This is a genomic window from Nonomuraea sp. NPDC050153 (assembly GCF_044460125.1).
Taxonomy (GTDB): domain Bacteria; phylum Actinomycetota; class Actinomycetes; order Streptosporangiales; family Streptosporangiaceae; genus Nonomuraea.
Genome location: NZ_JBITJQ010000021.1, coordinates 1 through 24548, shown reverse-complemented (window position 1 = coordinate 24548; position 24548 = coordinate 1). Strand labels below are relative to the sequence as shown.

The 24548-nt window shown below is 70.8% G+C and carries 24 protein-coding genes; 6 read left to right on the top strand and 18 right to left on the bottom strand.

Annotated features, from left to right (window positions below):
- The first annotated feature begins 87 nt into the window (after positions 1 to 87).
- Positions 88 to 1959: an amino acid transporter gene (locus ACIBQ1_RS38490; RefSeq protein WP_397284687.1), complete on the top strand. Its 1872-nt coding sequence runs from the start codon at positions 88 to 90 to the stop codon at positions 1957 to 1959.
- A 15-nt stretch (positions 1960 to 1974) separates the two neighbouring features.
- On the opposite strand, the gene ACIBQ1_RS38485 is transcribed toward ACIBQ1_RS38490, so the two are convergent.
- From ACIBQ1_RS38485 to ACIBQ1_RS38450, 8 genes are all read right to left on the bottom strand, one after another.
- Positions 1975 to 2745 carry a MerR family transcriptional regulator gene (locus tag ACIBQ1_RS38485; RefSeq protein WP_397284685.1) on the bottom strand — a complete coding sequence of 257 codons (771 nt, stop codon included), beginning with the start codon at positions 2743 to 2745 and terminating at the stop codon, positions 1975 to 1977.
- An 11-nt stretch (positions 2746 to 2756) separates the two neighbouring features.
- Complete coding sequence (locus tag ACIBQ1_RS38480; protein ID WP_397284683.1) at positions 2757 to 3644, bottom strand: alpha/beta fold hydrolase; 888 nt, start codon at positions 3642 to 3644, stop codon at positions 2757 to 2759.
- 152 nt (positions 3645 to 3796) lie between these two features.
- The gene (locus ACIBQ1_RS38475) at positions 3797 to 5158 is read right to left on the bottom strand and encodes a TROVE domain-containing protein (RefSeq protein ID WP_397284681.1); all 1362 of its coding nucleotides are present in this window, start codon (positions 5156 to 5158) and stop codon (positions 3797 to 3799) included.
- A gap of 240 nt (positions 5159 to 5398) precedes the next feature.
- On the bottom strand, positions 5399 to 6334 hold the full coding sequence (locus ACIBQ1_RS38470) for a DUF4118 domain-containing protein (RefSeq protein WP_397284679.1): 936 nt from the start codon (positions 6332 to 6334) through the stop codon (positions 5399 to 5401).
- Positions 6335 to 6495: 161 nt separating this feature from the next.
- Positions 6496 to 6687, bottom strand: coding sequence for a hypothetical protein (locus tag ACIBQ1_RS38465; RefSeq protein ID WP_397284677.1), 192 nt, complete (start codon positions 6685 to 6687; stop codon positions 6496 to 6498).
- A 75-nt stretch (positions 6688 to 6762) separates the two neighbouring features.
- Positions 6763 to 7932 carry an MFS transporter gene (locus ACIBQ1_RS38460; RefSeq protein ID WP_397284675.1) on the bottom strand — a complete coding sequence of 390 codons (1170 nt, stop codon included), beginning with the start codon at positions 7930 to 7932 and terminating at the stop codon, positions 6763 to 6765.
- Positions 7929 to 8498 (bottom strand): Chromate resistance protein ChrB, encoded by a 570-nt coding sequence (locus ACIBQ1_RS38455; RefSeq protein ID WP_397284673.1) that lies wholly within the window; start codon positions 8496 to 8498, stop codon positions 7929 to 7931. The genes ACIBQ1_RS38460 and ACIBQ1_RS38455 overlap by 4 nt, the downstream gene beginning before the upstream one ends.
- 143 nt (positions 8499 to 8641) lie before the next feature.
- The gene (locus ACIBQ1_RS38450; RefSeq protein WP_397284671.1) at positions 8642 to 9031 is read right to left on the bottom strand and encodes a hypothetical protein; all 390 of its coding nucleotides are present in this window, start codon (positions 9029 to 9031) and stop codon (positions 8642 to 8644) included.
- Between the two features lie 27 nt (positions 9032 to 9058).
- On the opposite strand from ACIBQ1_RS38450, the gene ACIBQ1_RS38445 reads away from it, so the two are divergent.
- The gene (locus tag ACIBQ1_RS38445; RefSeq protein WP_397284669.1) at positions 9059 to 9298 is read left to right on the top strand and encodes a hypothetical protein; all 240 of its coding nucleotides are present in this window, start codon (positions 9059 to 9061) and stop codon (positions 9296 to 9298) included.
- Positions 9291 to 9674 (top strand): hypothetical protein, encoded by a 384-nt coding sequence (locus tag ACIBQ1_RS38440; protein WP_397284667.1) that lies wholly within the window; start codon positions 9291 to 9293, stop codon positions 9672 to 9674. Before ACIBQ1_RS38445 ends, ACIBQ1_RS38440 begins: the two co-directional genes overlap by 8 nt.
- 29 nt (positions 9675 to 9703) lie before the next feature.
- On the opposite strand, the gene ACIBQ1_RS38435 is transcribed toward ACIBQ1_RS38440, so the two are convergent.
- The 4 genes from ACIBQ1_RS38435 to ACIBQ1_RS38420 all read right to left on the bottom strand — a co-directional run bounded on the left by ACIBQ1_RS38435 (position 9704) and on the right by ACIBQ1_RS38420 (position 14794).
- Positions 9704 to 11125 (bottom strand): hypothetical protein, encoded by a 1422-nt coding sequence (locus ACIBQ1_RS38435; RefSeq protein WP_397284665.1) that lies wholly within the window; start codon positions 11123 to 11125, stop codon positions 9704 to 9706.
- The gene (locus ACIBQ1_RS38430; RefSeq protein WP_397284663.1) at positions 11122 to 13185 is read right to left on the bottom strand and encodes a tetratricopeptide repeat protein; all 2064 of its coding nucleotides are present in this window, start codon (positions 13183 to 13185) and stop codon (positions 11122 to 11124) included. Before ACIBQ1_RS38430 ends, ACIBQ1_RS38435 begins: the two co-directional genes overlap by 4 nt.
- A gap of 126 nt (positions 13186 to 13311) precedes the next feature.
- Entirely contained in the window at positions 13312 to 13389 is a 78-nt protein-coding gene (locus ACIBQ1_RS38425) for a 50S ribosomal protein bL37 (protein ID WP_397284963.1), read from the bottom strand.
- The gene (locus ACIBQ1_RS38420; protein ID WP_397284661.1) at positions 13370 to 14794 is read right to left on the bottom strand and encodes a hypothetical protein; all 1425 of its coding nucleotides are present in this window, start codon (positions 14792 to 14794) and stop codon (positions 13370 to 13372) included. The genes ACIBQ1_RS38425 and ACIBQ1_RS38420 overlap by 20 nt, the downstream gene beginning before the upstream one ends.
- 475 nt (positions 14795 to 15269) lie before the next feature.
- Between ACIBQ1_RS38420 and ACIBQ1_RS38415 the strand changes: the two genes are divergently transcribed.
- Together ACIBQ1_RS38415 and ACIBQ1_RS38410 are read left to right on the top strand one after the other, a co-directional pair.
- Positions 15270 to 15668 carry a hypothetical protein gene (locus ACIBQ1_RS38415; protein WP_397284659.1) on the top strand — a complete coding sequence of 133 codons (399 nt, stop codon included), beginning with the start codon at positions 15270 to 15272 and terminating at the stop codon, positions 15666 to 15668.
- 144 nt (positions 15669 to 15812) lie between these two features.
- Positions 15813 to 17780: a potassium transporter Kup gene (locus ACIBQ1_RS38410; protein ID WP_397284657.1), complete on the top strand. Its 1968-nt coding sequence runs from the start codon at positions 15813 to 15815 to the stop codon at positions 17778 to 17780.
- Between the two features lie 55 nt (positions 17781 to 17835).
- Here the strand turns inward: ACIBQ1_RS38410 and ACIBQ1_RS38405 are convergent, their stop codons facing one another.
- Entirely contained in the window at positions 17836 to 18339 is a 504-nt protein-coding gene (locus tag ACIBQ1_RS38405) for an FAD-dependent monooxygenase (protein ID WP_397284655.1), read from the bottom strand.
- Positions 18336 to 19949, bottom strand: a complete 1614-nt coding sequence (locus tag ACIBQ1_RS38400) for a CocE/NonD family hydrolase (RefSeq protein WP_397284653.1) — start codon at positions 19947 to 19949, stop codon at positions 18336 to 18338. The genes ACIBQ1_RS38405 and ACIBQ1_RS38400 overlap by 4 nt, the downstream gene beginning before the upstream one ends.
- A gap of 155 nt (positions 19950 to 20104) precedes the next feature.
- Between ACIBQ1_RS38400 and ACIBQ1_RS38395 the strand changes: the two genes are divergently transcribed.
- The gene (locus ACIBQ1_RS38395; RefSeq protein ID WP_397284651.1) at positions 20105 to 20575 is read left to right on the top strand and encodes a GbsR/MarR family transcriptional regulator; all 471 of its coding nucleotides are present in this window, start codon (positions 20105 to 20107) and stop codon (positions 20573 to 20575) included.
- A gap of 239 nt (positions 20576 to 20814) precedes the next feature.
- On the opposite strand, the gene ACIBQ1_RS38390 is transcribed toward ACIBQ1_RS38395, so the two are convergent.
- From ACIBQ1_RS38390 to ACIBQ1_RS38375, 4 genes are all read right to left on the bottom strand, one after another.
- A complete protein-coding gene (locus ACIBQ1_RS38390) occupies positions 20815 to 22350 on the bottom strand; it encodes an FAD-dependent monooxygenase (protein ID WP_397284649.1) in 1536 nt (511 codons plus the stop codon).
- On the bottom strand, positions 22347 to 22547 hold the full coding sequence (locus tag ACIBQ1_RS38385; protein ID WP_397284647.1) for a hypothetical protein: 201 nt from the start codon (positions 22545 to 22547) through the stop codon (positions 22347 to 22349). Before ACIBQ1_RS38385 ends, ACIBQ1_RS38390 begins: the two co-directional genes overlap by 4 nt.
- Before the next feature lie 120 nt (positions 22548 to 22667).
- The gene (locus ACIBQ1_RS38380) at positions 22668 to 23909 is read right to left on the bottom strand and encodes a serine hydrolase domain-containing protein (protein WP_397284645.1); all 1242 of its coding nucleotides are present in this window, start codon (positions 23907 to 23909) and stop codon (positions 22668 to 22670) included.
- A gap of 127 nt (positions 23910 to 24036) precedes the next feature.
- Positions 24037 to 24444, bottom strand: a complete 408-nt coding sequence (locus tag ACIBQ1_RS38375) for a hypothetical protein (protein WP_397284643.1) — start codon at positions 24442 to 24444, stop codon at positions 24037 to 24039.
- Positions 24445 to 24548 lie beyond the last annotated feature (104 nt).

Sequence of the window (24548 nt, the reverse complement as noted above, 5' to 3'; positions counted from 1 at the left end):
TGTAGTGTCCAATGCGTCTTTACGGGGCTTTGACGAGGAGTGACCGTTATGGTGCTGGCGAAACGGCCGGCCGCTACGGAAGGGACTGTGCGTTCCTGGCTGTTGGAGGGGCTGCAGACCGACCGCAAGCAGATCGAACACGGTCCTCACGCGAAGCACTCGTGGTGGCGGGTGATGTGCCTGACCGGTGTGGACTACTTCTCCACGCTGGGCTACCAGCCGGGCATCGCGGCGCTGGCGGCCGGGCTGCTCTCGCCGCTGGCCACGTTGTTCCTGGTGGCGCTGACGCTGCTGGGGGCGCTGCCGGTCTACCGCAGGGTCGCGGCGGAGAGCCCGTACGGGCAGGGCTCGATCGCGATGCTGGAGAAGCTGGCGCCGCAGTGGTGGGGCAAGCTGTTCGTGCTGGCCCTGCTCGGCTTCGCGGCGACCGACTTCGTGATCACGATGACGCTGTCGGCGGCGGACGCGACCGCGCACATCCTGGAGAACCCGTTCGTGCCGGACTTCCTGGCCGGACAGCGGGTCATCGTCACGCTGGTGCTGCTCGCCCTGCTCGGTGGCGTGTTCCTGATGGGCTTCACCGAGGCCATCGGCATCGCCGTGGTGCTCGTCTTCGTCTATCTGGTCCTGAACGCGGTCGTGGTCTCGACGGCCATCGTGCACGTGCTGGAGGCGCCGCAGGTCGTGGTGGACTGGCAGCGCGCGCTGAGCCTGGACTTCTCCAGCCCGCTGGTCATGATCGGGTTGTCGCTGCTGGTGATGCCGAAGCTGGCGCTGGGCATGTCCGGGTTCGAGACCGGCGTCGCGGTGATGCCGGTGGTCAAGGGCGACATGGAGCAACGGGTGAAGGGCACCCGCAGGTTGCTGACCACCGCGGCGTTGATCATGAGCGTGTTCCTGGTCTTCTCCAGCTTCGTCACCACCGTGCTCATCCCGCACCAGGAGTTCGAGGAGGGCGGCAAGGCGAACGGCCGGGCCCTGGCCTACCTGGCGCACGAATATCTGGGCGACTGGTTCGGCACCGCCTATGACATCTCCACGATCGCGATCCTGTGGTTCGCCGGGGCCTCGGCGATGGCCGGGCTGATCAACCTGGTGCCGCGCTACCTTCCGCGCTATGGCATGGCGCCGGAGTGGACGGGCGCGGTGCGGCCGCTGGTGCTGGTGTTCTCCGCGATCGGGTTCGCCATCACGATCATCTTCGACGCCGACGTGGACGCCCAGGGCGGCGCGTACGCCACCGGGGTGCTCGTGCTCATGTTGTCAGCGGCGGTGGCGGTGACGCTGTCGGCGTGGAAGAAGCGCGAGCAGGTGGCGACGGCCGGGTTCGCGCTGATCTCGGCCGTGCTGGCGTACACGCTGGTGGACAACGTCATCGAGCGGCCGGACGGCGTCAAGATCGCCTCGTTCTTCATCGCGGCGATCGTCGTCACCTCGTTGATCTCCCGGGCGACCCGCTCGACCGAGCTGCGGGTCACCGAGGTGCACCTGGACCCGCTGGCGGAGCGGTTCGTGAACGAGGCGTGCGGTGAGATCCACGTGATCGCCAACGAGCCGAACGCGCGGGACCAGGCCGAGTACAACGACAAGCTGCGCGAGACGTGGGTCACCCATCGGCTGCGTAGCTCGGAGCCGGTGCTGTTCGTGGAGGTGTCGGTGCCGGACGCCTCGGAGTTCGAGACCGAGCTGCACGTCAAGGGCGAGGAGCGGTTCGGGCACAAGATCCTGACCATCGAGAGCTCGGCCGTGCCCAACTCGCTGGCGGCGCTGCTGCTCTACCTGCGCGATCGGACCGGGGGAGTGCCGCACATCTACTTCCACTGGACCGAGGGCAACCCCGTCGTGGCGATGCTGCGGTACCTGGTCTTCGGCGGCGGCGATGTACCGCCGCTGACCAGGGAGGTGCTGCGCCAGGCCGAGCCGGACCCGGAGCGCCGGCCGCACGTCCACGTCGGCTGACCAGGCTCGTAGGTATCAGGGCGCGGGGCGTTGCTGACTTTCGTGGTCGCGGAACGAGGACGGCGGGGGTGTGCGGCCGCCTGAGGAGGCTGACAACCGCAGGAGACGTCGCCAGGCCGGGGAGAACTCCATGGAGCGGGAGAACATCAGGCTCATCGTGTCGGGCGCGATCACCTCGCCCTGGTGCCTGCCCGCGTCCCAGGCCGTGACGTCGGCGGCGAGCGCGGGCAGGCGAGGATCGCGGGGGTCCCAGTCCATGGCCTCGTCGAGGGCTCGGTAGATGCGGACGAACTCGGGGTCGTCGAGAGCGGCGTTCTTCGTGGCGACGAATTCGCGGATCGACTCCGGGGACAGGGTCGTGACGATGATCCACACGTCACGTTCGATGCGCATCATCTGTTCGCTGAAGCCCAAGGCGCGTTGCCGGTCGAGAATCTGGGCCACCTCCTCCGACACGAACAGCCGGTCGCCCGCTGCCAGCTCGGCGATGCGCCGGCGGTGCCGGCTGAGCTCGCGCGCCTTCTTCGCCAGCGCCTTGTCGATGTCGGCGATGGCCTGGGCGAACTCCTCGGGCCCTGCGCCGAGCAGCTTGTCGATGCGGGCCAGGGGCACGCCGGCGTCGGCCAGGGTCTTGATCCGGATCAGGTCCACCACGGCTTGGGCGGTATAGCGCCGATAGCCGGAGGCGTCGCGCTCGGGCTCGGCCAGCAGGCCGCGCTGGTGGTAGTGGCGGACGGCGCGGACCGTCACGCCCGCGCGTGCGGCGAGCTGACCGATGGTGAGCATCGGCACCCCTTTCACGACACGCGCCGCCACAGGTCGTCAATAGCCCGCACGACGGCGTCTGGAGCATCGATGCTGATCGTACTGTGGCGCGCATCAGGCAAAATGCGTGTTCGGCCGTCCTGCACCGAAGCGCCGAGAGCCTGGTAGAGACGGCTCTTGCCCTCGGTCATCTCGCGCAGCGCCCGCTTGGACATCATGAACTTCATGCCGGTGTCGATGCCGAGCGCGGCGAGTGCGATCAGCGGCCTGTCCGGGACCTGGCCCGCGGCCTTGAGCTCGTCGCGCAGCTCGGGCAGGTTGCTGCGCTCCTGCGCGCCCGCTCGCTGTGACTCGACGGTGGTGTGCCTGGCCAGGAGCGCCTGCCTGATCTCCCGCGGCCACGTGGCGAACATCTTCTTGTAAAGGCCGCGTGAGATGAAGGCGACCAAGCGCAGCATCAGGTCGCCTGGCACTGGTTGCGGCTTGAGATGCGTCTTGGCGCCGATCATGTGGGTGTCCCATTCCTCGTAGAAGGCGTCGAGGTAGACCACCCCCGCGACCTCCTCAGGGAACAGCTGGATGAAGCGCCGGGCGTAGGCGCCGCCGAGCGAGTGCGGCACGAGCACGTACGGAGCGGGCACACCCGCGGCCCGCAGCAGCTCGCGCAGCTCGGTGGCGACTTCGGCGGCGGTACGCGGCAGCTCGGCCGGGTCGCTCCAGCCGGTGCCCGCGCGGTCGTAGAGGACGGAGGTGGTGAATCCCGCGACGGGCTCGTGCAGGTTCAGGTAGTCGAGTCCGACGGCGCTGGCGCCGGGCAGGAACACCACGGCGGGACCGCCGCTACCCGACTTGTGGAGGAAGAGGCGACGACCCTGGACCTCGTAGTAGCGGCCCACCGGGGGGTTGAGTGAAGTAGCCATGCCTCGATGGTGTGACCCTGACCCTGCGTCAATGTCAAGCCCTGCTGTTCGCCCAGGTCAGGACGATAAATGCGGCCCTGCCGCCGACCCGCGCATCACAGGCGACGCCGAAGCGGGAGCCGGCCAGGGTCGCGGCCCCGGGGATCCTACGGTCAGAGGGGCCAGTCCGCCGTACGTGCCATCTCGACGTGCGGGATCGCGGTGAACCAGCCGCAGGTGACGTCGGTGATCACGTGCTCCTGTCCGGGACCCGTGATGGCCTCGGCGGCTTCGGCCGCCTGGTCGGGATGGGTGAGGACGACGACCCGGTCCTGTCCGGCCGCGTGGGCGCGGATGACCTGGGCCGGGTTGGCCGAGCCGCCTACGCTCTCGCCGAAGCGGTCGAGCACGTCCAGCAGCGGCTCTCCCGGCCGGACCGTCACCGTGACGACGGGCGTGCCGAGCACGACGACCTGAGCACGGGAGGCGCGGCAGGCGAGCGCCACGCCGAAGATCGTGGCGGCATCCGCCCTGGTCAAGCCGGTGCTCGCGGGACCGGCCATGAGGTCGCCCCGGTCGATCAGCACGAGGGTGCGGCCCGGCAGCGCCGGGACGTTGGCGAGCGAGAGCTCCATGGCCGGCCGGAGCGCCCGGCTCCAGCGCGAGCCCGGCACCGACCGCAGGGCGGCGAAGACCTCCAGCGGCGTCACCCCGGACCGCAGGACCGACGCGGGCTCAGCGAGCTCCTCGGCCACGCGATGGGCGAGCTCGTCGGGCATCCCGTCGCGGTCGAAGGAGGCCAGGTGGGCGAGCCGGTCCTGGTAGGACATGGACGGCAGCACGGCCGCCCAGGCCGGGCCGGTCATCTGGCCGAGCAGCCAGCGCTGCACAGTGGGCCAGGTCATGGCCGCCTCGGCCAGCGTGCGGCCCGCGCCGGAGCGCTGTAGCAGGGCGGGGCGCCGGGAAGGAGGGAGCTGGTAGAGCGCGCGGCGGGCACGGAGCAGGGGGAGCGAGGCGGGGATGTCGCCGAGGTCGCCGCGCCTTCGGGCGACGGCGTGGCGGAAGACGGCCGCCTGCCGCGTTCCCTGCGGCACCGGGTGGGTCAGCGACAGCACGTCGGCGAAGCGCAGCGGGGCGCCGGGGCTGTCGTAGGTGGCCAGGGCGAGTTCGTCGTAGAGCCGCGCGGCGGCGTCGGCGATGCCGCGCTTGACGGGCTGGGGCAGCGCTCTGCCGTACCAATGCAGCCAGTAGGCGAGCAGCTCGCCGGGTTCGTCGGCGCGGTGCAGAGACTGGTCGATCAGCTGCCGGGTGCCCGCGGCACCGGTCTCGAGGCGGGCTTGGGCCAGCTCGGCGAGCGTGGCCAGCCGAAGGTCGCGCAGCGGGGCATGACGGCCCATCCAGCCCAGCATCCGGATCAGCCAGGCCTCGTCGGTCCTGGCCAGCCGCGTCGCCAGAGCCACGTATCGCCCACTCGGGACGCGGGCGTGCGGGTCCCCGAGCGCCCTGGCCGACAGGAGGAAGATCTCCTTCTTCATTGTTTCCACGCTCGTCGAGGCGCGGGTGGTCATGGATGGCTCAACTCCGGTCGATGTGAAGAGGGCGAAGGGGCCTCCCGAGAAAAGGGAGCCGACCGTGACACGGCATGCCCAGCCGTGTCGCGCGGTGGGCCGCAGGCGCACCGAGAGGCCTCGTGCCGGTCATCGGGGGATGGGAGCGGCACGCCGCGGGCCGCTGCGCTCGGCCCGCACTGCACGTGTCCCGGAGGGCGGGATGTGTCAGCGCCTTCCACTATGCGCGGCGCCGGATATCCCCGCAAGCGACCTTGACGGCTCCTTGATGCCTTTTGCGTACGAAGTGGATAAATGCCAGTAAAGGTGGTGTTCCGTCACCATCGCATCTGTATGTGCGCGGTCGGCGTCCGCACACCTCGGGCCGGCTCGCCGGACCGGACGACCCCGGGTGGTCGAGGCCGTCACGGGCGGCCGGTGCCCGCGGTGTCGATCGCGGCGCCTGCCTGGTCCGCCAGCGTGACCGCGACCAGGCGAGCCTGCAGGCTTGGCTCCCGGCGTGGGATCCAGCATGAACCGGCCGAGGAAGCGGCCGTTCCCGAACGTGCGCAGTTCGACCTCCGTGTCGGGCAGTCCCCGCCGGTCGACGTTCCAGCGTTTGCGACCCCAGGTCACGGTGCCGTCCTGTTCCAGGCGAGGGGGATGACCGATCAGCGAGCCGTACTCGAACCGGCAGCCGCGCAGGTCCAGCAGGTCGGTGAGCTGGGTCATGACGCGGTCGACCACCGCGTCGGGCTCCTTGGCGCTCTGGGCCAGCGCAGCCGTGTCGCGGATCCGGGCCAGATAGTCGGCGTCGGTGATGGCGATCACCTTGAACCGCCGGGCGCGGGAGGCCAGCTGCGAGACCGCCAGGCCCACGACGAGCAGCAGGACCGCGGTCTGGACGTCGGCGGGCCTGCTGATGGTGAAGCGCTGGTACGGCTGGGTGAAGAAGAAGTTGAACCACACCGCGGCCGAGATCGCGGCCAGCGCCCCTGCCAGGCGGTTGCCGATGGCGGCGACCGCGACCACGATCACCACCAGGACGAGAGCGACGCTGGTGTTGGGCAGGCCGGCGCGCCATGGCAGCAGCACGGCCGTGGTGGCCGGCGGTGCCAGGAGCGCGGCCAGGAGCGCGATGCGATCCCTGTCGAGGCAGCGCACGGAGCCCGCACCTCCCGTCCGCGTGTTTGCCGAGGTCAACGCCTTCCCCCTACCCAGCCGACGCCGCCCTACCTTTACGTGGAGAGCTCAACCCGCGGCTGAGGAACGCGGAGCGGCTGTGGGTGGCGGATGACGGCCGGGGAGCCCTGCGGAAAGGACTTTCAGCTGGAGATCGCGGGCAGAGCGGCACCGGTCAGCGCCGGCCGCCGCACCCGCCTGCCCCACCACACCGCGCTGCGCATCACCGCCCGCAGCCGCATCGCGCCTGCGGCTCCGGCCCCGCGGCCAGCCGGCAGGAGCCTCCTGCCGATCGCAACCGGTTCCAGCGGGGGCGGCGGGACCGGGGACTGCACGGACGGTTGCTGCTCGCCCGCCGCTGAGGAATCTCGCTGAGCGGCCGTTCGCGTGACGGCCGACGCTGCCGGGACCTATCGCACCGCCCGCTTCCCGAGGCTGAAGGCCAGCGAGGGGACGACGGCCAGGATGAGTGCCAGGGCGGCATAGCCGTAGCCGAGAGCGGTGGCCGCGGCGACGGCCCCGACGAGGACAGGTCCAGCCGCGTCGCCGAGCTCACGCCCGAGCTCGGCCGCGCCCATGGTCTGGCCCAGCCGCTCCTGCGGGGCGCTCGCGGCGAGGGCGGCGAAGCCGAGCGGAGTGATCACGCCGGTGCCGCACCCGATGAGCACGGCGGCGGCCAGGATCCCGGCGAGGCCGGGGAACGTCGCCGCGGCCAGGCCCGCCGCCGTCACCAGGAGCCCGACGAAGAGTCCGGTGCGGGTGGCAAGACGCCCGTCGTCCAGCGCCCGCCCGGCCCACGGCTGGACGACGGCGGCGGCTGCGGCCAGGACGGAGACGGCGGCGCCGGTGGCCACCGTGCCCAGGCCGGCCGCGGCGCCGGAGACCGGCAGGAAGCCGACCCCGACCGACAGGGCGGCGGTGGCCGCCGCCAGCGCGGCGGTCGGGGCCAGGAAGGCCCGGTCGGTCAGGCGCCGCACAAGGTCGGCGACGGTCTGGCGCGCCCTGGGCAGCGGTCGTACGGCCGGCACGGTCAGCGCCGCCCACACCGCCACAGCCGCCCCGCAGGCCGCCATCACCGCGAACAGCAGCCGCAACCCGCCCGCCCAGACCAGCACACCGCCCAGCAGCGGGCCCAGGGTGTACCCGATGGACTTGTAGAAGCCGTAACTGCCGAACGCGCGGCCGTGCTTGGCCGCCGGGTTGAGCCGGGCCACCAGGGCGGAAGCGGACGGGGAGAAGGCGGAGGCGGCCGCGCCCTGACCGAGGCGGGCGGCCCACAACCAGGCGGGGCTGTCGGCGATCACATACGCCAGGGACGCGACGGCGAAGGCGGCCAGCCCGCCGAGCAGGACGGGCTTGGGGCCGATGCGGTCGGCGAGCGTGCCGAAGACCGGCTTGAGCACCACCTCGGCGCCGTCATAGACGGCCAGCAGGCCACCCAGGACGAGCAGGGAGGTGACGGCGTCCTCGGAGGCGCCGCCGAGGCTGGCGGCGATGCCGTGGGCGCCGAAGGCGGTGGTGAACCCGGCCGCGTACAGCGGCCACATGGCCCGCCTGGAGGTCGAGGGGATCGCGGTCATGAGGTGGGCGCCTGGCCGTTTTCGTGCAGAGCGGCGAAGACCCGCTCGGCGTAGTCGTCGCAGACGGCGGCGCAGGCTCTGAGGCGCTCGCCCGCCTCGGCCGCTTCCGGGGCGCCGAACACGTCGCGCGCCGTCAGGTCCCGGTGCCAGCGCCGCAGCCGCTCCAGGCTCTGCTCCTCTTCCTCCAGCTCGGCCAGGGTGAACTTGCCGATCCGGATCTCCTTGGCGATTTCGGCTTCGAACTTGCCGCAGTCGGCGAGGAACTCGGCCCAGTCCGCCGAGCGCGCGGCGGTGAACAGGGTCTGCAGCCGGGCCGCGTCCGCGGTGTCCCGCCCGGCTGTCTGCAGGTTGATGGCCTCGCCCCCGGCGCCCTCGGTCAACTCGACGGCGCGGGCGACTCCACGGGCGAAGACGGGGACGTCGGGGACGGTCCAGACGCCCTGGCCGAGCGAGAGCGCGCCGATCTTGCGCAGCTCACGCCAGATCGCGACCCGGTGCTTGGAGGGCTGGGCGGGCACTTTGACCACGAGCAGGAGCCAGCGCATCGCGGAGTTATCGGCTGTCACGAATGGGATTGTAGCAGTTGTTACATTTCACAGCCGAACGCCTGTCACCACTGCCATGGAAGGCGGTTCTCGGTACGGCAGGCGCCAGGCGCAGCCCGTTCCGTCGCGTCCCGGCGAGCGTCGCCTGGTCCCGGCTGTGAGGATCAGCCCAGGTCGCGGCGGCGCAACCCGTACAGTCCTGCGCTCACCAGGGCGAGCGCGATCGCCGTCAGCGTGGCGAGCGGTGCGAGGCTCACCTCGCCGCCGGGGAGCCGGGGCAGGTGGCTGAAGGGGGACAGGTCCAGCAGTGCCTGCGGCAGATCGAGCAGCGCGCCGACCTGACCGAGCAGCAGGAACAGCCCGAGCGCGGCCCAGGCCAGGACGCTCAGCCGGGGGACCAGCCCGAACAGGGCGGCGGCGAGACCGGCCAGCGTCCACACGGCGGGCAACTGGGCCAGGGCGGCGCCCAGGACGAGGAGGGTCTGCCGTCCGATGTCGCCGCTCGTGGCACCGTAGGCCAGGCCGAGCGACAGGCCGAGCACGGTCAGCACCACGGCGGGGCCGAGGAGGGCGAAGACCAGATGGCCGGCCAGCGGGTTCGGCTCACCGCGACCGCCAGGATCGGCTCGACCCGCATGAGCGTCTCCTCCACGCGTGCCCGCAGCGCCGCCTGGATCGCGTACGTCGTCGGCGGCGTGGTCGGCGGCTGGGTGGGCGACGCCGCGATCTGGGGGTACGACAAAGCCCGAAAACCCGTGATCAACGCCGCCAAATCCATCGGCTCCGGAATCAAGAAGGGATGGAACAAGCTCTTTGGCTGACGCCTTTCCCCAGGCGCCCGCGTGGGCGGTGCTCGTCACCGCCCTCGCGGCCGTCGCCGCGCTCGTCAACCACACCCGCTTCCACCGCGCGGGCGCGGGCAGCACCTGGTCGCGCCGTTACTTCGACGCCGGGCTGCCCAGGGAGTTCCGCAACCTGGGATTCGCGCAGCGCCCGGCCGGGATCACCCTGGCCATGTGGACGCTGGTGCTGGCCTACGGCTGGCTGCCCGCGCAGGACGTCTTCGACGTCGTGGTCGCCCTGCTCATCGTCGCCTCGCTGGTGCCGCTGGCGATCACGGTCAAGCGGCTGTACCGGCCACCGCGGAAAGCCAAACCGGCCTGGCTGGTCGAGGAGGAGGCCAGACAGGCCAGGTGACCTCAACCCTGTTCCCTGGCGTCGGCGGGTCAGCGGTACTCGTTGAGCCGCGGTCTGACGCCCACCAGGGTCAGGACGGCCACCAGCAGCGCGCCGGCGGCCGGGATGAGGGTCCAGCCGCTCAGCGCCGCCTCGCCGTCGCGGATCGACGCTTCGAAATAGCGGTGATTCAGCGCGATGAACCGCTCCAGAGCCTTGTCGTAGCGGTCGAAGTGGTAGTTGGAGTTGCCCTCGGCGTAACTGGTGTTGAAGGCCACCGCCGCGCGCAGGTCTCCGTCGAGGCGCAGGGCGCGCATCTTCCGGTCGTCGCGCTGGTAGTCGCGGAAGGCGGTGACGGTCTGCTCGGCCAGCTCCCGCTCGCCGGGGAAGGTGATGTTGCCGAAGGCGGTGCCGAAGAATCCGGTGAACCGCACGTCGCCGTGGTCGGCCTCGTAGATCTGGAGTGCCGAGTCCAGCAGGCTGTCGTAGGACTCCAGGCCGGCACCGCTGAACCCGGCCAGTTGCTGCGACTTTTCGAGGAATGCCCGCTGATATCTGTCCGCTCTCGACGGGTCCACCAGGAAACGGCTCTCGTCGGCGTTGGCGTCGTAGCTGACCGCCCGCGCTCTGGTCAGCGCCATCACCGAGTCGAAGGCGTCCTTCTTGGCCCCCCGCAGGTGCTCGGCCTCGGTGACCAGGAGCCCGGCCCCGGTCACGGTCAGGGCGAAGGCGGCGACCGTGGCCACCGCCAGCCACTCGTTCAGCAGCCGCCGGAACGTCCGCACCAGGCTGAGCTGCAGCGCCAGCAGCACCCCCACGAGCGTGACCCCGAGCACAGCCACCACGGCGGCGGAAGCCATCGCCGCCGCCCGCCTGTCCTGATACGTGGCGTCCAGCGCGGCGGCGTTGCTGCGGGAGAGGGTGTCCACGGCCGGCAGCACCACGCTTTTCAGCAGGTCGGTCGCCTGGCGGTAGTGCTCCAGAGCGGCCTGGGGTGGCCGGGCCGCGGCGTGGGGCCGCTGGCCGTCCAGGAGCACCGCCTGCCCGGCCAGCGTCTCGTACCGGCCGAGGCCGTCCAGCGCGGTCCGCAACGCGGCGGCGGCGCGCGGGTCGTCGCCCGCCATGGCCGCCGCCTGCTGCAGGTCCCCGGCCACCTGGGTGCGGCGGTCGGCGTAGATCTGCAACGCCTTGTCCCTGCCGACGCCGAGGTTGCGGTCGTCGCCGACCAGGAGCACGTTGGCGATCTGCGCGTCCATGTCGTTGAGTGCGAAGTACACGTCCTGGGTGGCGATGACCTGCGGTCCGGCCCGGTGCCCGATGAAGGCGAGCCCGTCGCGTACGCCGGTCACCGCCACGGCCAGCACGGTCCCGAGCGCGACGGCCAGCAGGATCACGGCCACCACGTAGGCCCGCAGGCGGTGCGGGGTCTTCATGGGGCGCCGGGCGGGGGCGGCCAGTGCGGGTGTCGTCATCGCAGCGTCCTCGGGCGTACGGCGTTGGCGCGGTCGACCAGGGCGATGCGCTCGTCGACCGCATGAGTCAGATGGGCCAGGGCCCGGTAGGCGCGTTCGAGGCCGAAACGCAGCTCGCGCTCCGACAGCTCGGCCCCGAGCACCGTCTCGGTGGCCGCCCCGTTGGCGCGGACCCAGGTCAGCGCGGCCTCCAGCACCTCGGCGGCCAGGTGTTCCCGGCGTTCGGCGTCGAGCCCGAGCGTTTCCAGGCGGCGGCCGGCCTCCAGCAGGTCGTCGCGGAGGAAGGACCGGGGGTCGCCGACCCGCGCCGAGATCGCGGCCATCTGCGCCTCGACGAAGTGGATGGACGTCGCGGGCACCGAGTCGAGCACGGCCACCGCGGCGGCCCGGTCGCCCTTGGCCAGGAGCACGCGGGCCAGCCCGAACGCGGCGCTCACGTAGCCGTGGTCGGTCCGCCACACCGACTCGTACAGCCTGGCCGCCTCCGCCGGATCGCCGGACAGCTCGGCGCAGAACGCAAGGGCCAGCTTCGGCACGGGCTCGCCGGGGAAGAGCCGGCGCACCCGCCAGAAGCAGGTGGCCGCCTGACCGGGATCGCCGGCCGCCAGCGCCGCCAGGCCGAGCTGCCAGTCGACCCGCCAGTCGGCGTCGGGCGAGCCGGTCAGCACCGTGCGCGCCTGCCCGTACGCGCCGAGCTCGATGTGCGCCCATGCGGTACGCAGCCGTACCCCGATGGAGGTCTCCGGCCTGGGCAGCGCGGCGAGCGCCTGTTCGGGCGAGGCCGAGGCGAGGCCGGCCAGCAGCGCGGCGGCCGGGTCATCAGGGTCGGGCAGCGGGCCGGGCAGGCACGGGAGGGCCTCGCGCGGGCTCCTGGCGGTGCGGATCTCCGGTCCGAACAGGGTGGAGGCGGCCGGTCGCGGCCGGCCGTCCTGCGCGGCGACCACCTCGCGCAGCACGCCGGTGAGCTGCTCGGCCAGGTCGGCGGCCGACCAGAAGCGCAGCTCGGGGTCCGGGTCGGTGGCCCGCCGCAGCAGCAGGGCGAACGACTCCGGCAGCGGCAGCACGTCCGGCAGGGCGTGCTTCATGGAGGAGGCGTTTCCGCGGAAGTCGAACGACAGCACCGCCAGCGTGCGTCCCACGGTGTAGAGGTCGGAGGCCACGCTGGGGCCGCGTTCGGCGATCTCGGGCGCCTGGTAGCCGACCGTGCCGTAGATGGCGCCGTCCTCGTCGTCGATCCGGCGCACGCCGCCCAGGTCGATCAGCTTGAGCTGCTCCTGGCTCTGCAGCACGTTGTCCGGTTTGAGGTCGCAGTAGAGCAGCCCCTGGTCGTGCAGGTATCCGAACGCGCGTAAGATCTCCAGCCCGTACGCGATGACCTGTGGCAACGGCAGCGGTCCCGTTTCTCTGAGCTGCCTGAGGGACTGGCCGCCGACGTACTCCATGACGATGTAGCCGCCGGTGGCGTGCTGCGCGAAGTTGTAGATCTTGACGACGTTCGGGTGCTCGACCTCGGCGAGGAAGCGGCGCTCGGCCAGCGCGGCGGCCATGGCGTCGGCGTCACCGGTGTTCAGCAGGCCCTTGAGCACGACCCAGCGGTCGCTGACGTTCTTGTCGCGGGCCAGGTAGATCCAGCCGAGCCCGCCGTGGGCCAGGCAGCCGAGCACCTCGTACTGCCCGCCGACCAGGTCTCCCTTGGTCAGCTTCGGCGTGAAGGAGTAGGGGGAGCGGCACTTGCTGCAGAACCCCTCGGTGCGGCCCGGCAACCCGTTCCTGGCCCGGCCGACGGGCTCGCCGCAACTGCCGCAGAACCGCTTGTGCTCGGCCACCTGCGCATCGGCGAGGATCGCGCCGGCCGGATCCCGGTAGGGCACGGCGGGCACCTCGACCAGCCCGGCTCCCAGCATTCCCCGCCTGGACGGGCCGCTGCCCCGCGTCCGGCTGGAAGCCGTGCGGCTGGAGGTGGTGCGTCCGCTCCCCGCGGGGGACGCTTCGGCCAGGCCGCAGACATTGCAGTAACCGTCCTCGATGGTGCCGGCGCATCCGGCGCGCGCGCACGACATGGCGCCCACCCCTCCCCGCTGTTACGAGGAATCCTGATCGTTGAAAGCCCGGAAGGGGCGGGCATTGTCGTGATATTTACGCCTTAAATACGCTTTCCGTACGGCCGGGCCGGAGTCCTCCGGCGCTCAGCTGTTGCAGGGCTTGCGGCCGTGGTTGGCCTTCTTCTTGCGACGGCCCCGCTTCTTACTTGCCCGCTTGGACATCGTTCTCCTCCTGGAAGGGCCACGCGGCGGTGCGCGCCTGCTCGACGGCCGGGATCGCGGCGAACCAGCCGTCGTTGACCTCGGTGATGACGTGCTCGTGTCCGGGGACGGTCACGGCCTCGGCGGCTTCGACGGCGGCCTCCGGGTGGGTCAGGACGATGACGCGCTCGTGCCCGTCGACATGCGCCCGTACGGCCTGGGCCACCGCGTGGGCGCCTTCCGGCTGCCGGAAGCGTTCCACCGACTCCAGCAGGGAGCCGCTGATCTCCACGCGTTCGGTGGCCGGTCCGAACTCGACCACCTCCACGGCGGGCGAGCGCAGCGCCAGGGCGGCGGCGAAGGCCGCGGCGGCGTCGGCGCGGGTCAGGCCGTGTTCGGTGCGGGCCATCGCGGCGCCGCGGTCGACCAGCACGAGCGTGCGCCCTTGCAGCGCGGGCACCTGGGCCGGCGCGTGATCCAGAGCCCGCTCCAGGGCCCAGGAATAGCGCGAGCCGACCACCGCGCGGTAGGCGGCGAGGATCTCCAGCGGCAGCGCGCGGCCTCTTACCACCGAGTCCTCCTCGGCCAGGTCGGCGCAGAGCCAGTCGGCCACCTCGCCGCTCAGCCCGGCGGCCTCGAAGCTGCGCAGCCGGGCGAGCCGCTGCCGGTAGCTCATCGCGGGCAGTACGGCCGCCCACGCCTTGTCGGTCAGCTCGCCGCCGAGCCAGACGGCCACCTGCTGCCAGTCCATGGCGGCCCGGGCGAACAGGTCGGCCGCGTCGGGCCGGTCCAGCAGCCTGGGGCGCTTGACCGCCGGCAGGGCGTGCAGTTCGGCGCGGGCCCGCAGGATGGGCAGCGAGTCGGGTACGGGGTTCTCACGCTTGAGCCGGAGCGCGGCGTACTGGAACACGTCGTTCTGGGCCTTGCCCACCGGCTTGGGGTGGCTCAGAGCGATCACGTCGGCGAAGCGCACGGCCGTCTGCGGGGTGTCGTAGGTGGCCAGCGCGTGCTCGTCGTACAGCCGCTCGGCCGCTTCACCCGCCGCTTGCTTGATCGGCTTGGGAATGGACCGGCCGTACCGGTCCAGGAGATGGGCCAGCAGGTCGCCGGGGTCGTCGGCGCGTACGAGCACCTGGGCGGCCAGCCGGCGGCTCTCGGCCGCCGTCGCGAGTTTGGCGGTCAGCCGCGTGTGCAGGAATTCGGCGGCGGTGGCCAGCGCCAGGTGACGCAGTGCCGGCCGGCGGCGCGCCCAGCCGATGAACGCGCTCATCCAGGCGTCGTCGGAGGCCAGCGCGCCGACCAGGGAGGCGAGCCGGTCGCCGGGCTCCTGGGCGCGCCGGTCGGCCAGCGCGCGTGCGGCCAGCAGGAAGAGTTCCTTCCTGGCGGTGGTCACCGCCTGGGGGACAAGGGACTGAGGTGTGGTCATGGGTCCTTCTTCGAGGGAGATCCCGTACGGAAGGGCCTCCCGCCCCAAGGGCCCGGCGGATCCGTTTGCGCCTGATCCGGCGGTGCACCCGGGCGGGAGGCCCCTTGAAGCACCGCCGTGGCGGTGTGGCGTGGCGGCCGCGTGCGCGGCAGCGTCCGACGCCGGAAGGGGGTGTGTCCCGCGTTCTACGGGGCGCACCATCGAACGGGCAGGAGGGGCGAGTGACGGCGGGCAACGCTGCGGCGGGCTTGCACCGTCATTTCCCCCTCCTTTCCACGATCGATGACCTCACTCTTGCCCATCCACAAATCGGCGGGCAAGAGCTTTGACGTCTCCTTGGCGCGTCAATAATGCGTCAAAGATCGTGCGGGGAGCGTAGGAATGGCGTAGGGAATGCCGCGCTCGCGGGCCGGGTCGTATTTCATCGAAAGGCCCCCGCTGAAAGGAACGGTGAATGGGCGGGCGTCCTTTGGAAATGCTCCTTCCGGCCGGGTTCGCATGCGCGGTCGGCGGCTGCGTGGTGGCCTCGCTGGCCTTCTCGGAGAGCACGGCTCGTGTCGTGGTGATGGCGGTGGTCGTCGGCATGTTCGGGGCCTGGGCGAGGCGCTACCCCGCTGCTTTGGCGACAGGGGTGATGTCCTGGTGCTTCGCCACGGGCTTCCTGGTGCATGCCGGAGGCGAACTGGCCTTCGGCGCCGACGACCTCGTCAGGCTCGGCGCCTTCACCGCGGTCGCGCTCATGGGTTGCGCGTTGGCGCACGCGCGTCGCGCCCGCCGTCCGTACCGCCGGATGCGGGCGGACCTCCGCCGGACTCCCGTCCTCGTAGGGCGGTTGCACGGGCGTGCCGAGGGTGCCGCGAACAATGGGAATTGAAAAGCCTCCGTACCGTCGAAAGCCTCGGTGAGCGTGCGGACGCGCTGAGTCGAATCGCGACCGGTGTACGGCGTGGTGATACCGGCGGGTGTGCGAGGGGATCGGTATCGTCCGGCACAGCAGCCCGCGCGGAGGAGAAGCGTCGTGACCGATCGCCAGCACGTGCCCGCGCCGGACGGCGGATCCGCGGCGCGGGCGTCGTCGGCGGCTCGGGGCGCGCACGACGCGGTGCGGCTCGCGCTGGTGGTCGGCGCCCTCGGCGTGGTGTTCGGCGACATCGGGACCAGTCCCATCTACACCTTGCAGACGGTGTTCAACCCGAGCGACCCGCATCCCGTTCCGGTCAGCACGGAGAACGTGTTCGGGGTGGTGTCGCTGGTGTTCTGGTCAGTGATGATCATCGTCACGGTCACTTATGTGCTGCTGGCGATGCGCGCCGACAACGACGGCGAGGGCGGCATCATGGCGCTGATCACGCTGTTGCGGCGGTGGAGCACGCAGCGGGGCCGGCGGGCCGCCGCCGTGCTGGCGGCGCTGGGCATCTTCGGCGCCTCACTGTTCTTCGGGGACAGCATGATCACCCCGGCGATCTCGGTGCTGTCCGCGGTCGAAGGGCTCAAGGTCGTCGAGCCGTCACTGGAAGAGCTCGTCGTGCCGATCACCGCGTTGATCATCGTGCTGCTGTTCCTGGTGCAGCGCCGGGGGACCGCGGCCGTCGGCCGGGTGTTCGGGCCCGTGATGATCGCCTGGTTCGTGACCATCGGCGCGTGCGGCGTGGCCGGCATCGCCGGACATCCGGACATCCTCAAGGCGCTGTCGCCGACGTACGCGATCGGCTTCCTGACCGGTCATTTCGGCGTCGCCTTCTTCTCCCTGGCGGCGGTCGTGCTCGCGGTCACCGGCGCCGAGGCGTTGTACGCCGACATGGGCCACTTCGGCCGCCGGTCGATCAACCGCGCCTGGCTGATCCTCGTGTTCCCCGCGTGCGTTCTCAGCTATCTCGGCCAGGGCGCGCTGATCCTCTCCGATCCGGCCAACATCAGCAGCCCGTTCTTCCTGCTCGTTCCCGGCTGGGGGCGGCTGCCGATGGTGCTGCTGGCCACGGCGGCGACCGTGATCGCGTCCCAGGCGGTGATCACGGGCGCGTACTCGGTCGCATCCCAAGCCGCGCAACTCGGCTACCTGCCGCGGCTGCGGATCGCGCACACCTCCGAGTCCACCATGGGCCAGGTCTACGTCCCCTGGATCAACTGGCTGCTGATGGTCTCGGTGCTCACCCTGGTCTTCGCCTTCCGCAGCTCCACGGCGCTGGCCTTCGCGTTCGGCATGGCGGTGACCGGGACGATCACCATCACCACCCTGCTGTTCTTCTACGTGGCCCGCGCGAAGTGGGGCACACCGGTTTGGATCATCGGCCTCGGCGCGACCGCGCTGCTGGCGGTGGACCTGCTGTTCGTCGCGGCCAACCTGACCAAGCTCGTCCACGGCGCGTGGCTGCCGCTGCTGATCGGCCTGACCGCGTTCACCGTCATGACCACCTGGCAGCGGGGCCGCGAGATCATCACCGCGGAGCGCGAACGGCGAGAAGGCTCGCTGCGCGAGTTCGTCGGCCGGCTGCGCGCCGGGAAGGCGGCGACGCGGCGGGTCCCGGGCACGGCCGTCTTCCTCAACCGGGGCAAGGAGACCGCGCCGCTGGCCATGCGCGCCAACGTCGAGCACAACCACGTGCGGCACGACCACGTCCTGATCATGTCCATCGAGACGGAGCCCGTGCCTCGCGTTCCGGCCGACCGGCGCATCGCCGTCGACGACCTCGGCTACGCCGACGACGGGATCTTCCACGTCACCGCCCGCTTCGGCTACATGGAGACCCCGGACGTGCTCGGCGCGCTGGCGCTGCTCGACCCGGCCATGACGGAGGGACGGCTGCGGCTCGACCAGGCGTCCTACTTCCTGTCGAAGATCGAGATCCGGCGCGGGACGGCTCCGACGATGGCGCCGTGGCGCAAGCGGCTGTTCATCGCCACCTCGTACATCACCGCCGACGCCGCCGAGTACTTCGGCCTGCCCCGCGACCGCACGGTCATCATGGGCTCGCAGGTCGAGATCTAGGCCGGTCGGCGCATCACCGCCGGCCCCTCATCCGGTGGGAGGGAAGGGGACGGGATCACCCTTTGATGAATCGTCGGGTCAGGTAGCGGCGGACGGGTGGGAGGGTGGCCAGGCGCAGCGGGAGCTGGGTCAGCCACAGCAGTACCGGGTTGGCGGGGGCGTAGACGCCTTTGACCCGCCGGCCCAGCTTCTGCTTGGCGGTGACCTCGGGGCGTAGCCGGGCTTCCCACGCGGTCAGAGCGGCGGGGATGTCGCCGGGATGCTCGGCCAGGCTGGTGCCGAGCAGGTCGGCGCCGCCGACGGCCAGGGAGGAGCCGTACCCGGCGAACAGGGTGACACACCAGGCGGCGTCGCCGAGCAGGACCACGCGGCCGGTGCTCCAGCGCGGTGCGACGACCTGGCTGATGGTGTCGAAGTAGACCGAGTCGGCGCGCTGGAGTCCGGCGAGGGTTTCGGGGATGACCCAGCCGAGGTCGCCGTAGACGCGGCCGAGTTGGGTGGCGACGTCCTCGCCGGGACGGCCGACGTGGTGGGTTCCGCCGAGAACCAGCAGTTTCATGCCGCTCCTGAGAAGACGGGAAGCCAGATGGCGGATGGGCGGTCCGGATCGTGGAAGATCTCGTGGCTGGACGGGCGCAGCTCGCGTGATGTGGCGAGGGATTCGCCGGTGCCGGGGTTGCGGCCGAAGCGGGGATGGGCGCCACTGGAGACCTGCAACCGGATCCGATGGCCACGTGCGAAGCGATGGGCCAGCGGCCACAGGTCGATGTCGGCGGTCCGGACGTCGCCGGGCTCGCTGAGGCGGACGATGCCGTCGCACAGGTTGGTCGAACGGCCACCGGGTGACACGTCGCACAAGCGGGCGAAGTAGTCGACGTGCGAGCTGGACGAGCGGGCGTACAGGCGGGCTCTGACCGGGCCGATGACCTCAAGGTCGTGCGGCAGCAGGTCGGAGGTGAAGGTGAGGACATCCGGCCTGGCCTCGACACGGCGGTTGTCCTTGCGACCGGCGGACAGGCCGACCGCGGTGCCGCCGACCGCGGGAGTCGGGTCGCCGGGGTCGTACCGGTAGCGGCTGGGAGGCATGCCGTCCGGGGCGAGTTCATCGCTGAGCCGGCCGCCGGGGTGCAGGTGCCAGGGGGTCGACTCGTGCGGGGGCGGCCATTCGACCACGTCGGTCCAGCGGTCCGCGCCCGTGACGAACAGCCGTACCCCGGATGGCGGATGCTCGCCAAGCAGCGCGGCGTCCAACGCGGCCAGCGCGTCGGGCATGCCGTGACGGGTGTAGAGACCCCTGCCGTGCCCCCATGGCCCGATCAGCAACCGGACCCGGCGGCCCGCGGCTCGCAGCGCGGCGTAGTCGGCGAGCATGCCGGGCAGGAAGAAGTCGTCCCAGCCGCCTTGCAGGTGCACGGCAGGCGGCATGCGAGCGACGTTCGCGCGGTGGTCCATGCGGGCCCAATAGGGGTCGTCCGGGCCGTGCTCGATCCACTCGCGGAACCAGGGGACGCGGTGTCCGGTCAGCACCAGGTCGGCCTCGTTCAGCGGAAGCGCCAGGGTAGCCTCGCTGAGCCTGCGAGCGGCGGTGATCATGCTGAGTAGTTGCCGGGTGACGGAGTAGCCGCCGGCGAACATCCGATCCACGAGCTGGACCCAGCCCAGGGCGTTGCCCAGCGCGAACGCCCCGCCCGGGTACATGAAGCGGTACCCGAACTCGGCCGGGGCGTCCTGGATGAGGGCGATCTTCCATTCGGGGATCTCGTGGCCGGCCAGTTCCCATTGGCTGTAGCCGAGGTAGCTGGCTCCCCCGGTGGCCAGCACGCCGCCGAACCACGGCTGGGCGCGCAGCCAGCTCAGCGTGCCGTCGGCGTCGGCCGGGTCGATGGTGAAGCCGTCGAAGCGTCCGCCGGAGCCGGCCGTGCCGCGCAGGCTCTGGTACAGCACCTGGTAGCCACGTTCGGCCAGCAGTTTCGGCAGTTGGTCGAGGGCGTTGCCGCGGCCGTACGGACTGCGCAACAGCACCAGTGGCGGCCGGTCCACATCGGCCGGGTAGTAGTGGCTGGCCAGCAGCGGCACTCCGTCGGCGGCGGGGATCTCGACGTCACGCCGCAGGCGCACCGGGTGCCGGATGCCGGGACGCACGCCGAACAGGCGGCTGAGCAGGGTCATCGCCGGTCATCTCCTTGATCGATGGAGCTGATGTCACATCGCCGACCAGGCTTCCCGGCACACCATCGGCGCTCCGCTCGCCGGAGCCCGATACGCTCAATATACCGAATTTTCAGAAATTTCTGAAGCCTCGCCCGGTTCGATATCCTGCGCTCGTGAGCGACAGACGTGACCGGTGGCAGGCCGCCGAACATCTCGCCCTGACCCTGGCTGACGGCGGGTTGCAGCGCATGGCCGCACGCACCCTGGCTGTCTTCCTCTTCACCGACCAGCAGAGCGTCACCGCAGGCGAGATCGCCGAACGGCTCGACGCCAGCGCGGGCTCGGTCTCCGCGGCGGTGAAATCACTGCTGTCGGTCGGTCTGATCGAACGCCTGCCCGCTCCCGGCAGCCGCCGCGAGCACTACCGTCTCCGTGATGACGCCTGGGCCACCTTGTTCACCAGCCAGAACACCGTTACCCAGGTCATGCTCCAGGCGGCGCAGACCGGCATCGACACGACGTCGGCCGACGACCCCGCCCACCGGCGGTTGACCCAGATGCGCGATTTCTACCACTTCATGCTGAGTGAGATACCCGCCCTGCTCGACCGCTGGCAGCAACACCAGCACGGCTCACCCCTGTGATGAGGTCGAAACCCGCCGGGTCCACATCCTCGGTGTCACCGCCGACCCGACCGGGGCATGGACCGCCCGGCAGGCCAGGAATCCGGTGATGGACCTGGCCTGCCGACGGGCGGGGCGTCGGCCCGGAGATCCGCACCTGGCTCTCACCCCTGCTGTTCGAACACATCACCTCCACGGGGTTCTACCCGCTCCACCGCCCGGAACTTGGCGTCCGCCTGCGTGACCTCCGAGATTCCGCTCTACCTGATGCAGGGTGTGCCGAACCAGCCGGAGAGCGCTTCTCGCAGCGCGGGCGCGGCGGTGTCGGCGGGTTCGTCGAGGGGTGTGACCCAGGCGATGTGGGCGTCCGGGCGGATCAGCAGGGCGTCGGCCGGCCGGTGATCGGTTTTGGCGGTGTGGATGTCGATGCGATCCTGCCAGTCTCGGGCGGTCTCGCGGAGGTCCGGGCGATCGGCGAGGTCGAGGAGGATGGGCCGTGCGGTGTGCAGGAGTTCGGCGACGCTGGTGATGCCCTGGTCGGTGTGCAGGGTGAGGTCGGGGGCGAAGGTGCCGGCGAACGGGTGGCCGGAGCCGGGCATCGGGTAGCGGATGTCGGTGCCGGCGAGAAGGGCTCCCATGCGGCGCAATGGCTGTTCGTCGGTGAGCAGTTCCTGGAAGACTTCCCGGAGCGCTTCGGCGGCGGGGTCGTGCCCGCGCCGCAATGCGACCTGGGCTCGGGTGTGCAGCATGGTGCGGGCGCCGGCGAGGTGGCGTTCGTCGTGGTAGGTGTCCAGCAGGTCGGCCGGGGCCCAGCCGTGGATGCCGGCGGCCAGTTTCCAGGCCAGGTTGACCGCGTCCAGCATGCCGGCGTTGAGTGCCACACCGGTGGCGGGGAACAGATGCGCCGCATCACCGGCCAGCAGGATCCGCCCGTCGCGGTAGCGTTCGGCCTGGCGGGCCTTGAAGGTGAAGCGCGACAGCCGGATCGCTTCTCCCACGGGGAGGTTCACGCCGAGCACGCGGTGGAGGCTGTCTTGGAGTTCGGCCACGGTCATCGGGGTGTCGTCGTCGTATTCGGTGCTCTCGTCTTCGATGGTGTAGAGGGAGACGACCTGGGAGCCGGGCGACGCGGCGACTCCGAGGAGGCCGTGGTCGGTCCGGGTGAAACCCGCGCGGATCGTGCCGAAGCCGGGGACGTCGAGATCGCCGTTGCCGAGGACGGTCACCGTGTCGGGCAGGGTGACCTGGGCCAGGCGGTTGACCTCCGGGTAGGTGGTGCCGGGGAAGCCGATGTCGGCCCGGTCGCGGACCCGGCTGCGGGCGCCGTCGCAGCCCACGAGGTAGCGGGCGTGCACCTGGTAGGGCCCGTCCGGGCCCCGCACGTCCACGGTCACGGCGGCATCGTCCTGGCTCACCTCGACCACCTCGTGTCCGCGGCGGAGGTCGACGCCGAGTTCGCCGGCGCGTTCGTCGAGCAGCTGCTCAAGTTGCTGCTGCGGGAGCGGCAGGGCGTGCATCGGGGGATCGGCCAGTTGGGTGAAGTCCAGATGCACCCCGCCGAAGGGGAACCGGGGAGCCGGGACAGGGCCGGTGCAGGCTGCCTGGAATCGTTCCAGCAGGCCTCGGTAGCGCAGCAGCTCCAGGATCTGCCCGCCCAGACCACTGGCCTTGGGGGTGTCTCGGCGCTGCGGCCGCCGCTCCAGTACCAGTGGTCGCACACCGGCCAAACGCAGTTCAGCAGCCAGCATGAGGCCGGTCGGGCCGGCACCCACAATGATCACGTCGGCCTCTGTCACTTGCCACTCCGTTCGCGGTCGTTCGTCGCATCCCCGCGCGACCCGGTCGTCACCAACATCCCCGCGAGCTCCGGCAGCCTCGGCTGACGAGGCTGTGGCACGCCTGGGGACTTGCCCAAGCCGTCGATCTCCTTTACGGCCTGGACGATGGCGTCATCGGCCTCTTCGGACCAGATGGCCGCGCCCTCAGACTTCATATCGATCGCCTTTCAATCGTGTCATTCAACCGTGTGCGCGAGGATGGCGGCGACCAGCTTCTCGGGCGTGGTCGATACCGCGGAGGGTGAAGGAGCGCAGGTCGCGCTGGCTTGGCCTCGTCAGCCCGCGGCTTGCCCGTCGCAGAACACCTTCTTGACGAGCCCGTCCACCAGTTTCTGGAAGTCCTTGGCCGGGCCTCTGGTGGCCTCGTCCACCCAGGTCACCGAGGCGGTCAGGGTCTTGCTGCCGTCGGGTGAGCTGTACATCAGCGCTCCGTAGCCGTGTGGGGGGCTGCCGTTGTGCTGGTAGACGGTGCCGCAGTTCGGGCCCAGGTCCTGCACCCATAGCCCGAAGCCGTAGTTGTACTTTCCGTACGGTTTGCGCATCTCGGCCAGCAGCGGGGCCGGCAGGAGCTTGCCGCTCATCAGTGCGGAGATGAACGTGTGCAGGTCCTGGGTGGTGGAGATCAGGTCGCCGGCGCCGGCCAGGAGGGAGAGGTTCTGGCGGGAGATGTCGACCACCTTGTCCTGGCCATCCTCCTCATACCGGTAGTAGCCGTGGGCGTGCGGTCCGGGCAGCTGCGTCCGGTTGCCCGGCACTATGGTGCCCTTCAGGCCGAGCGGTCGCAGGATGCGTCGCTGCATCTCCTCGGCGTAGGTGCGGCCGGTGATCTTCTCGATCAGTAGCAGGGCCAGCGTGTAGTTGGTGTTGGAGTAGTTCTGGTCCGTGCCCGGTTCGAACCGTGCCGGTTTGGACAACGCCAGCCGGACCAGCTCTTGTGGCTGGTAGGAGCGGAACCGGTTGGCCAGCCACTCGTCGCCGGTGGCGGGGATCCCCGGCACGACCGTTCCGTCGTCGTTGTACTCGCCGGTGTAGTTGAACAGTCCGCTGGTGTGCTGCAGCAGCATCCGTACGGTGATCCGCCGGTCCAGTCCGAGCTGGGGCAGGTAGCCGGCCACCGGGGCGTCCAGGGTGATCTTGCCCTCGGCCACCAGTTGCAGGACCAGGGTCGCGGTGAAGGGCTTGATGACGCTGCCCGTCCAGAACCGCCCGTTCGTCGGCGGCTTCGCGCTCTGGCCCAGCTCGCGTACCCCGGCGCTGCCGGCCCATTCGCCCTGCTGATCGTGCACGCGCACCTGTACCCCGGCGAAACCGGCATCGATGAATGCCTGGATGGCCTGCTGCAGCTCTGGGCGGTCCTGCCCGGTAGCGGTCTTCGGCACGGCCGTGCTGCCGGCCGCTGCGGAGGCCGTCGTCCAGGGGGTGGACGTCCCGGCCAGCAGCGCGGCTGCCAGAGCTGTGGCTGCTGCTCGCCGGAAGACCTTGGTCGCCGTGATCGCTGGTGGGGATGGGGTTTTCATGGTTCCTCTGTTCTGGTGTCGCGCTCAGGCGAAGAGCTCGCCGGGCGATTCGGGGTCGATGGGACAGGGGCGGGGTTGAGGTCACGGAGTTCGGACCAAGACCCCGTGACCAGCAGGGGGTATGCCGTCAGGCGGCGTCGAGGGCTTCGGTGATCTTGCGGGTCATCTCGGCCAGGGTGGGGCTGGGCTCGCCTTGGTGGGTGTGGGTGGCTGCGTCGATGGCGACGAGGACGGTGTTGCGGAAGTTGCCGGCCTCGGCCGGGTCCTGCTGCTTGAGCAGGCTCATGGCCGCCGTCAATGCGGGAAGCACGTGGTCGGCGAGTTCGGCGACGGACTTGCCGTTCAGGTTGATGTCTCTGGTCTTTTCGGCGAGCACGTGGCCGATCAGGCCGGTGGCCGAGGCCAGGGCGATGGAGCCCTCGGTGGCGATCTTGTGGGGCGAGCCGGCGGCTCCGGCGGCCGACAGCAGCGTGACGGCGCCGTAGGCGGCGGTGCGCAGGGTGGTCTTGTCCTGGTCGGTCAGGGTGATGGACATGGTGATGTGCTCCTGTGCGTCCAGTAGTGATTGGTGGTTGATCGATATGGATGGTTGACGACTGATCCGAAAGCTCGTCGTCGCTTGCCGGTGTAAGTCCGGTC

Excerpts from the sequence above, each read along its gene's own strand:
- ACIBQ1_RS38460 (WP_397284675.1), bottom strand. The coding sequence starts at position 7,932 with ATGACCGCGATCCCCTCGACCTCCAGGCGGGCCATGTGGCCGCTGTAC.
- ACIBQ1_RS38435 (WP_397284665.1), bottom strand. The coding sequence starts at position 11,125 with ATGACGACACCCGCACTGGCCGCCCCCGCCCGGCGCCCCATGAAGACC.
- ACIBQ1_RS38475 (WP_397284681.1), bottom strand. The coding sequence starts at position 5,158 with ATGAAGAAGGAGATCTTCCTCCTGTCGGCCAGGGCGCTCGGGGACCCG.
- ACIBQ1_RS38380 (WP_397284645.1), bottom strand. The coding sequence starts at position 23,909 with ATGAAAACCCCATCCCCACCAGCGATCACGGCGACCAAGGTCTTCCGG.
- ACIBQ1_RS38480 (WP_397284683.1), bottom strand. The coding sequence starts at position 3,644 with ATGGCTACTTCACTCAACCCCCCGGTGGGCCGCTACTACGAGGTCCAG.
- ACIBQ1_RS38485 (WP_397284685.1), bottom strand. The coding sequence starts at position 2,745 with ATGCTCACCATCGGTCAGCTCGCCGCACGCGCGGGCGTGACGGTCCGC.
- ACIBQ1_RS38425 (WP_397284963.1), bottom strand. The coding sequence starts at position 13,389 with ATGTCCAAGCGGGCAAGTAAGAAGCGGGGCCGTCGCAAGAAGAAGGCC.
- ACIBQ1_RS38430 (WP_397284663.1), bottom strand. The coding sequence starts at position 13,185 with ATGTCGTGCGCGCGCGCCGGATGCGCCGGCACCATCGAGGACGGTTAC.
- ACIBQ1_RS38385 (WP_397284647.1), bottom strand. The coding sequence starts at position 22,547 with ATGAAGTCTGAGGGCGCGGCCATCTGGTCCGAAGAGGCCGATGACGCC.
- ACIBQ1_RS38420 (WP_397284661.1), bottom strand. The coding sequence starts at position 14,794 with ATGACCACACCTCAGTCCCTTGTCCCCCAGGCGGTGACCACCGCCAGG.
- ACIBQ1_RS38400 (WP_397284653.1), bottom strand. The coding sequence starts at position 19,949 with ATGACCCTGCTCAGCCGCCTGTTCGGCGTGCGTCCCGGCATCCGGCAC.
- ACIBQ1_RS38405 (WP_397284655.1), bottom strand. The coding sequence starts at position 18,339 with ATGAAACTGCTGGTTCTCGGCGGAACCCACCACGTCGGCCGTCCCGGC.
- ACIBQ1_RS38415 (WP_397284659.1), top strand. The coding sequence starts at position 15,270 with ATGCTCCTTCCGGCCGGGTTCGCATGCGCGGTCGGCGGCTGCGTGGTG.
- ACIBQ1_RS38375 (WP_397284643.1), bottom strand. The coding sequence starts at position 24,444 with ATGTCCATCACCCTGACCGACCAGGACAAGACCACCCTGCGCACCGCC.
- ACIBQ1_RS38445 (WP_397284669.1), top strand. The coding sequence starts at position 9,059 with ATGGCCGGCCAGCGGGTTCGGCTCACCGCGACCGCCAGGATCGGCTCG.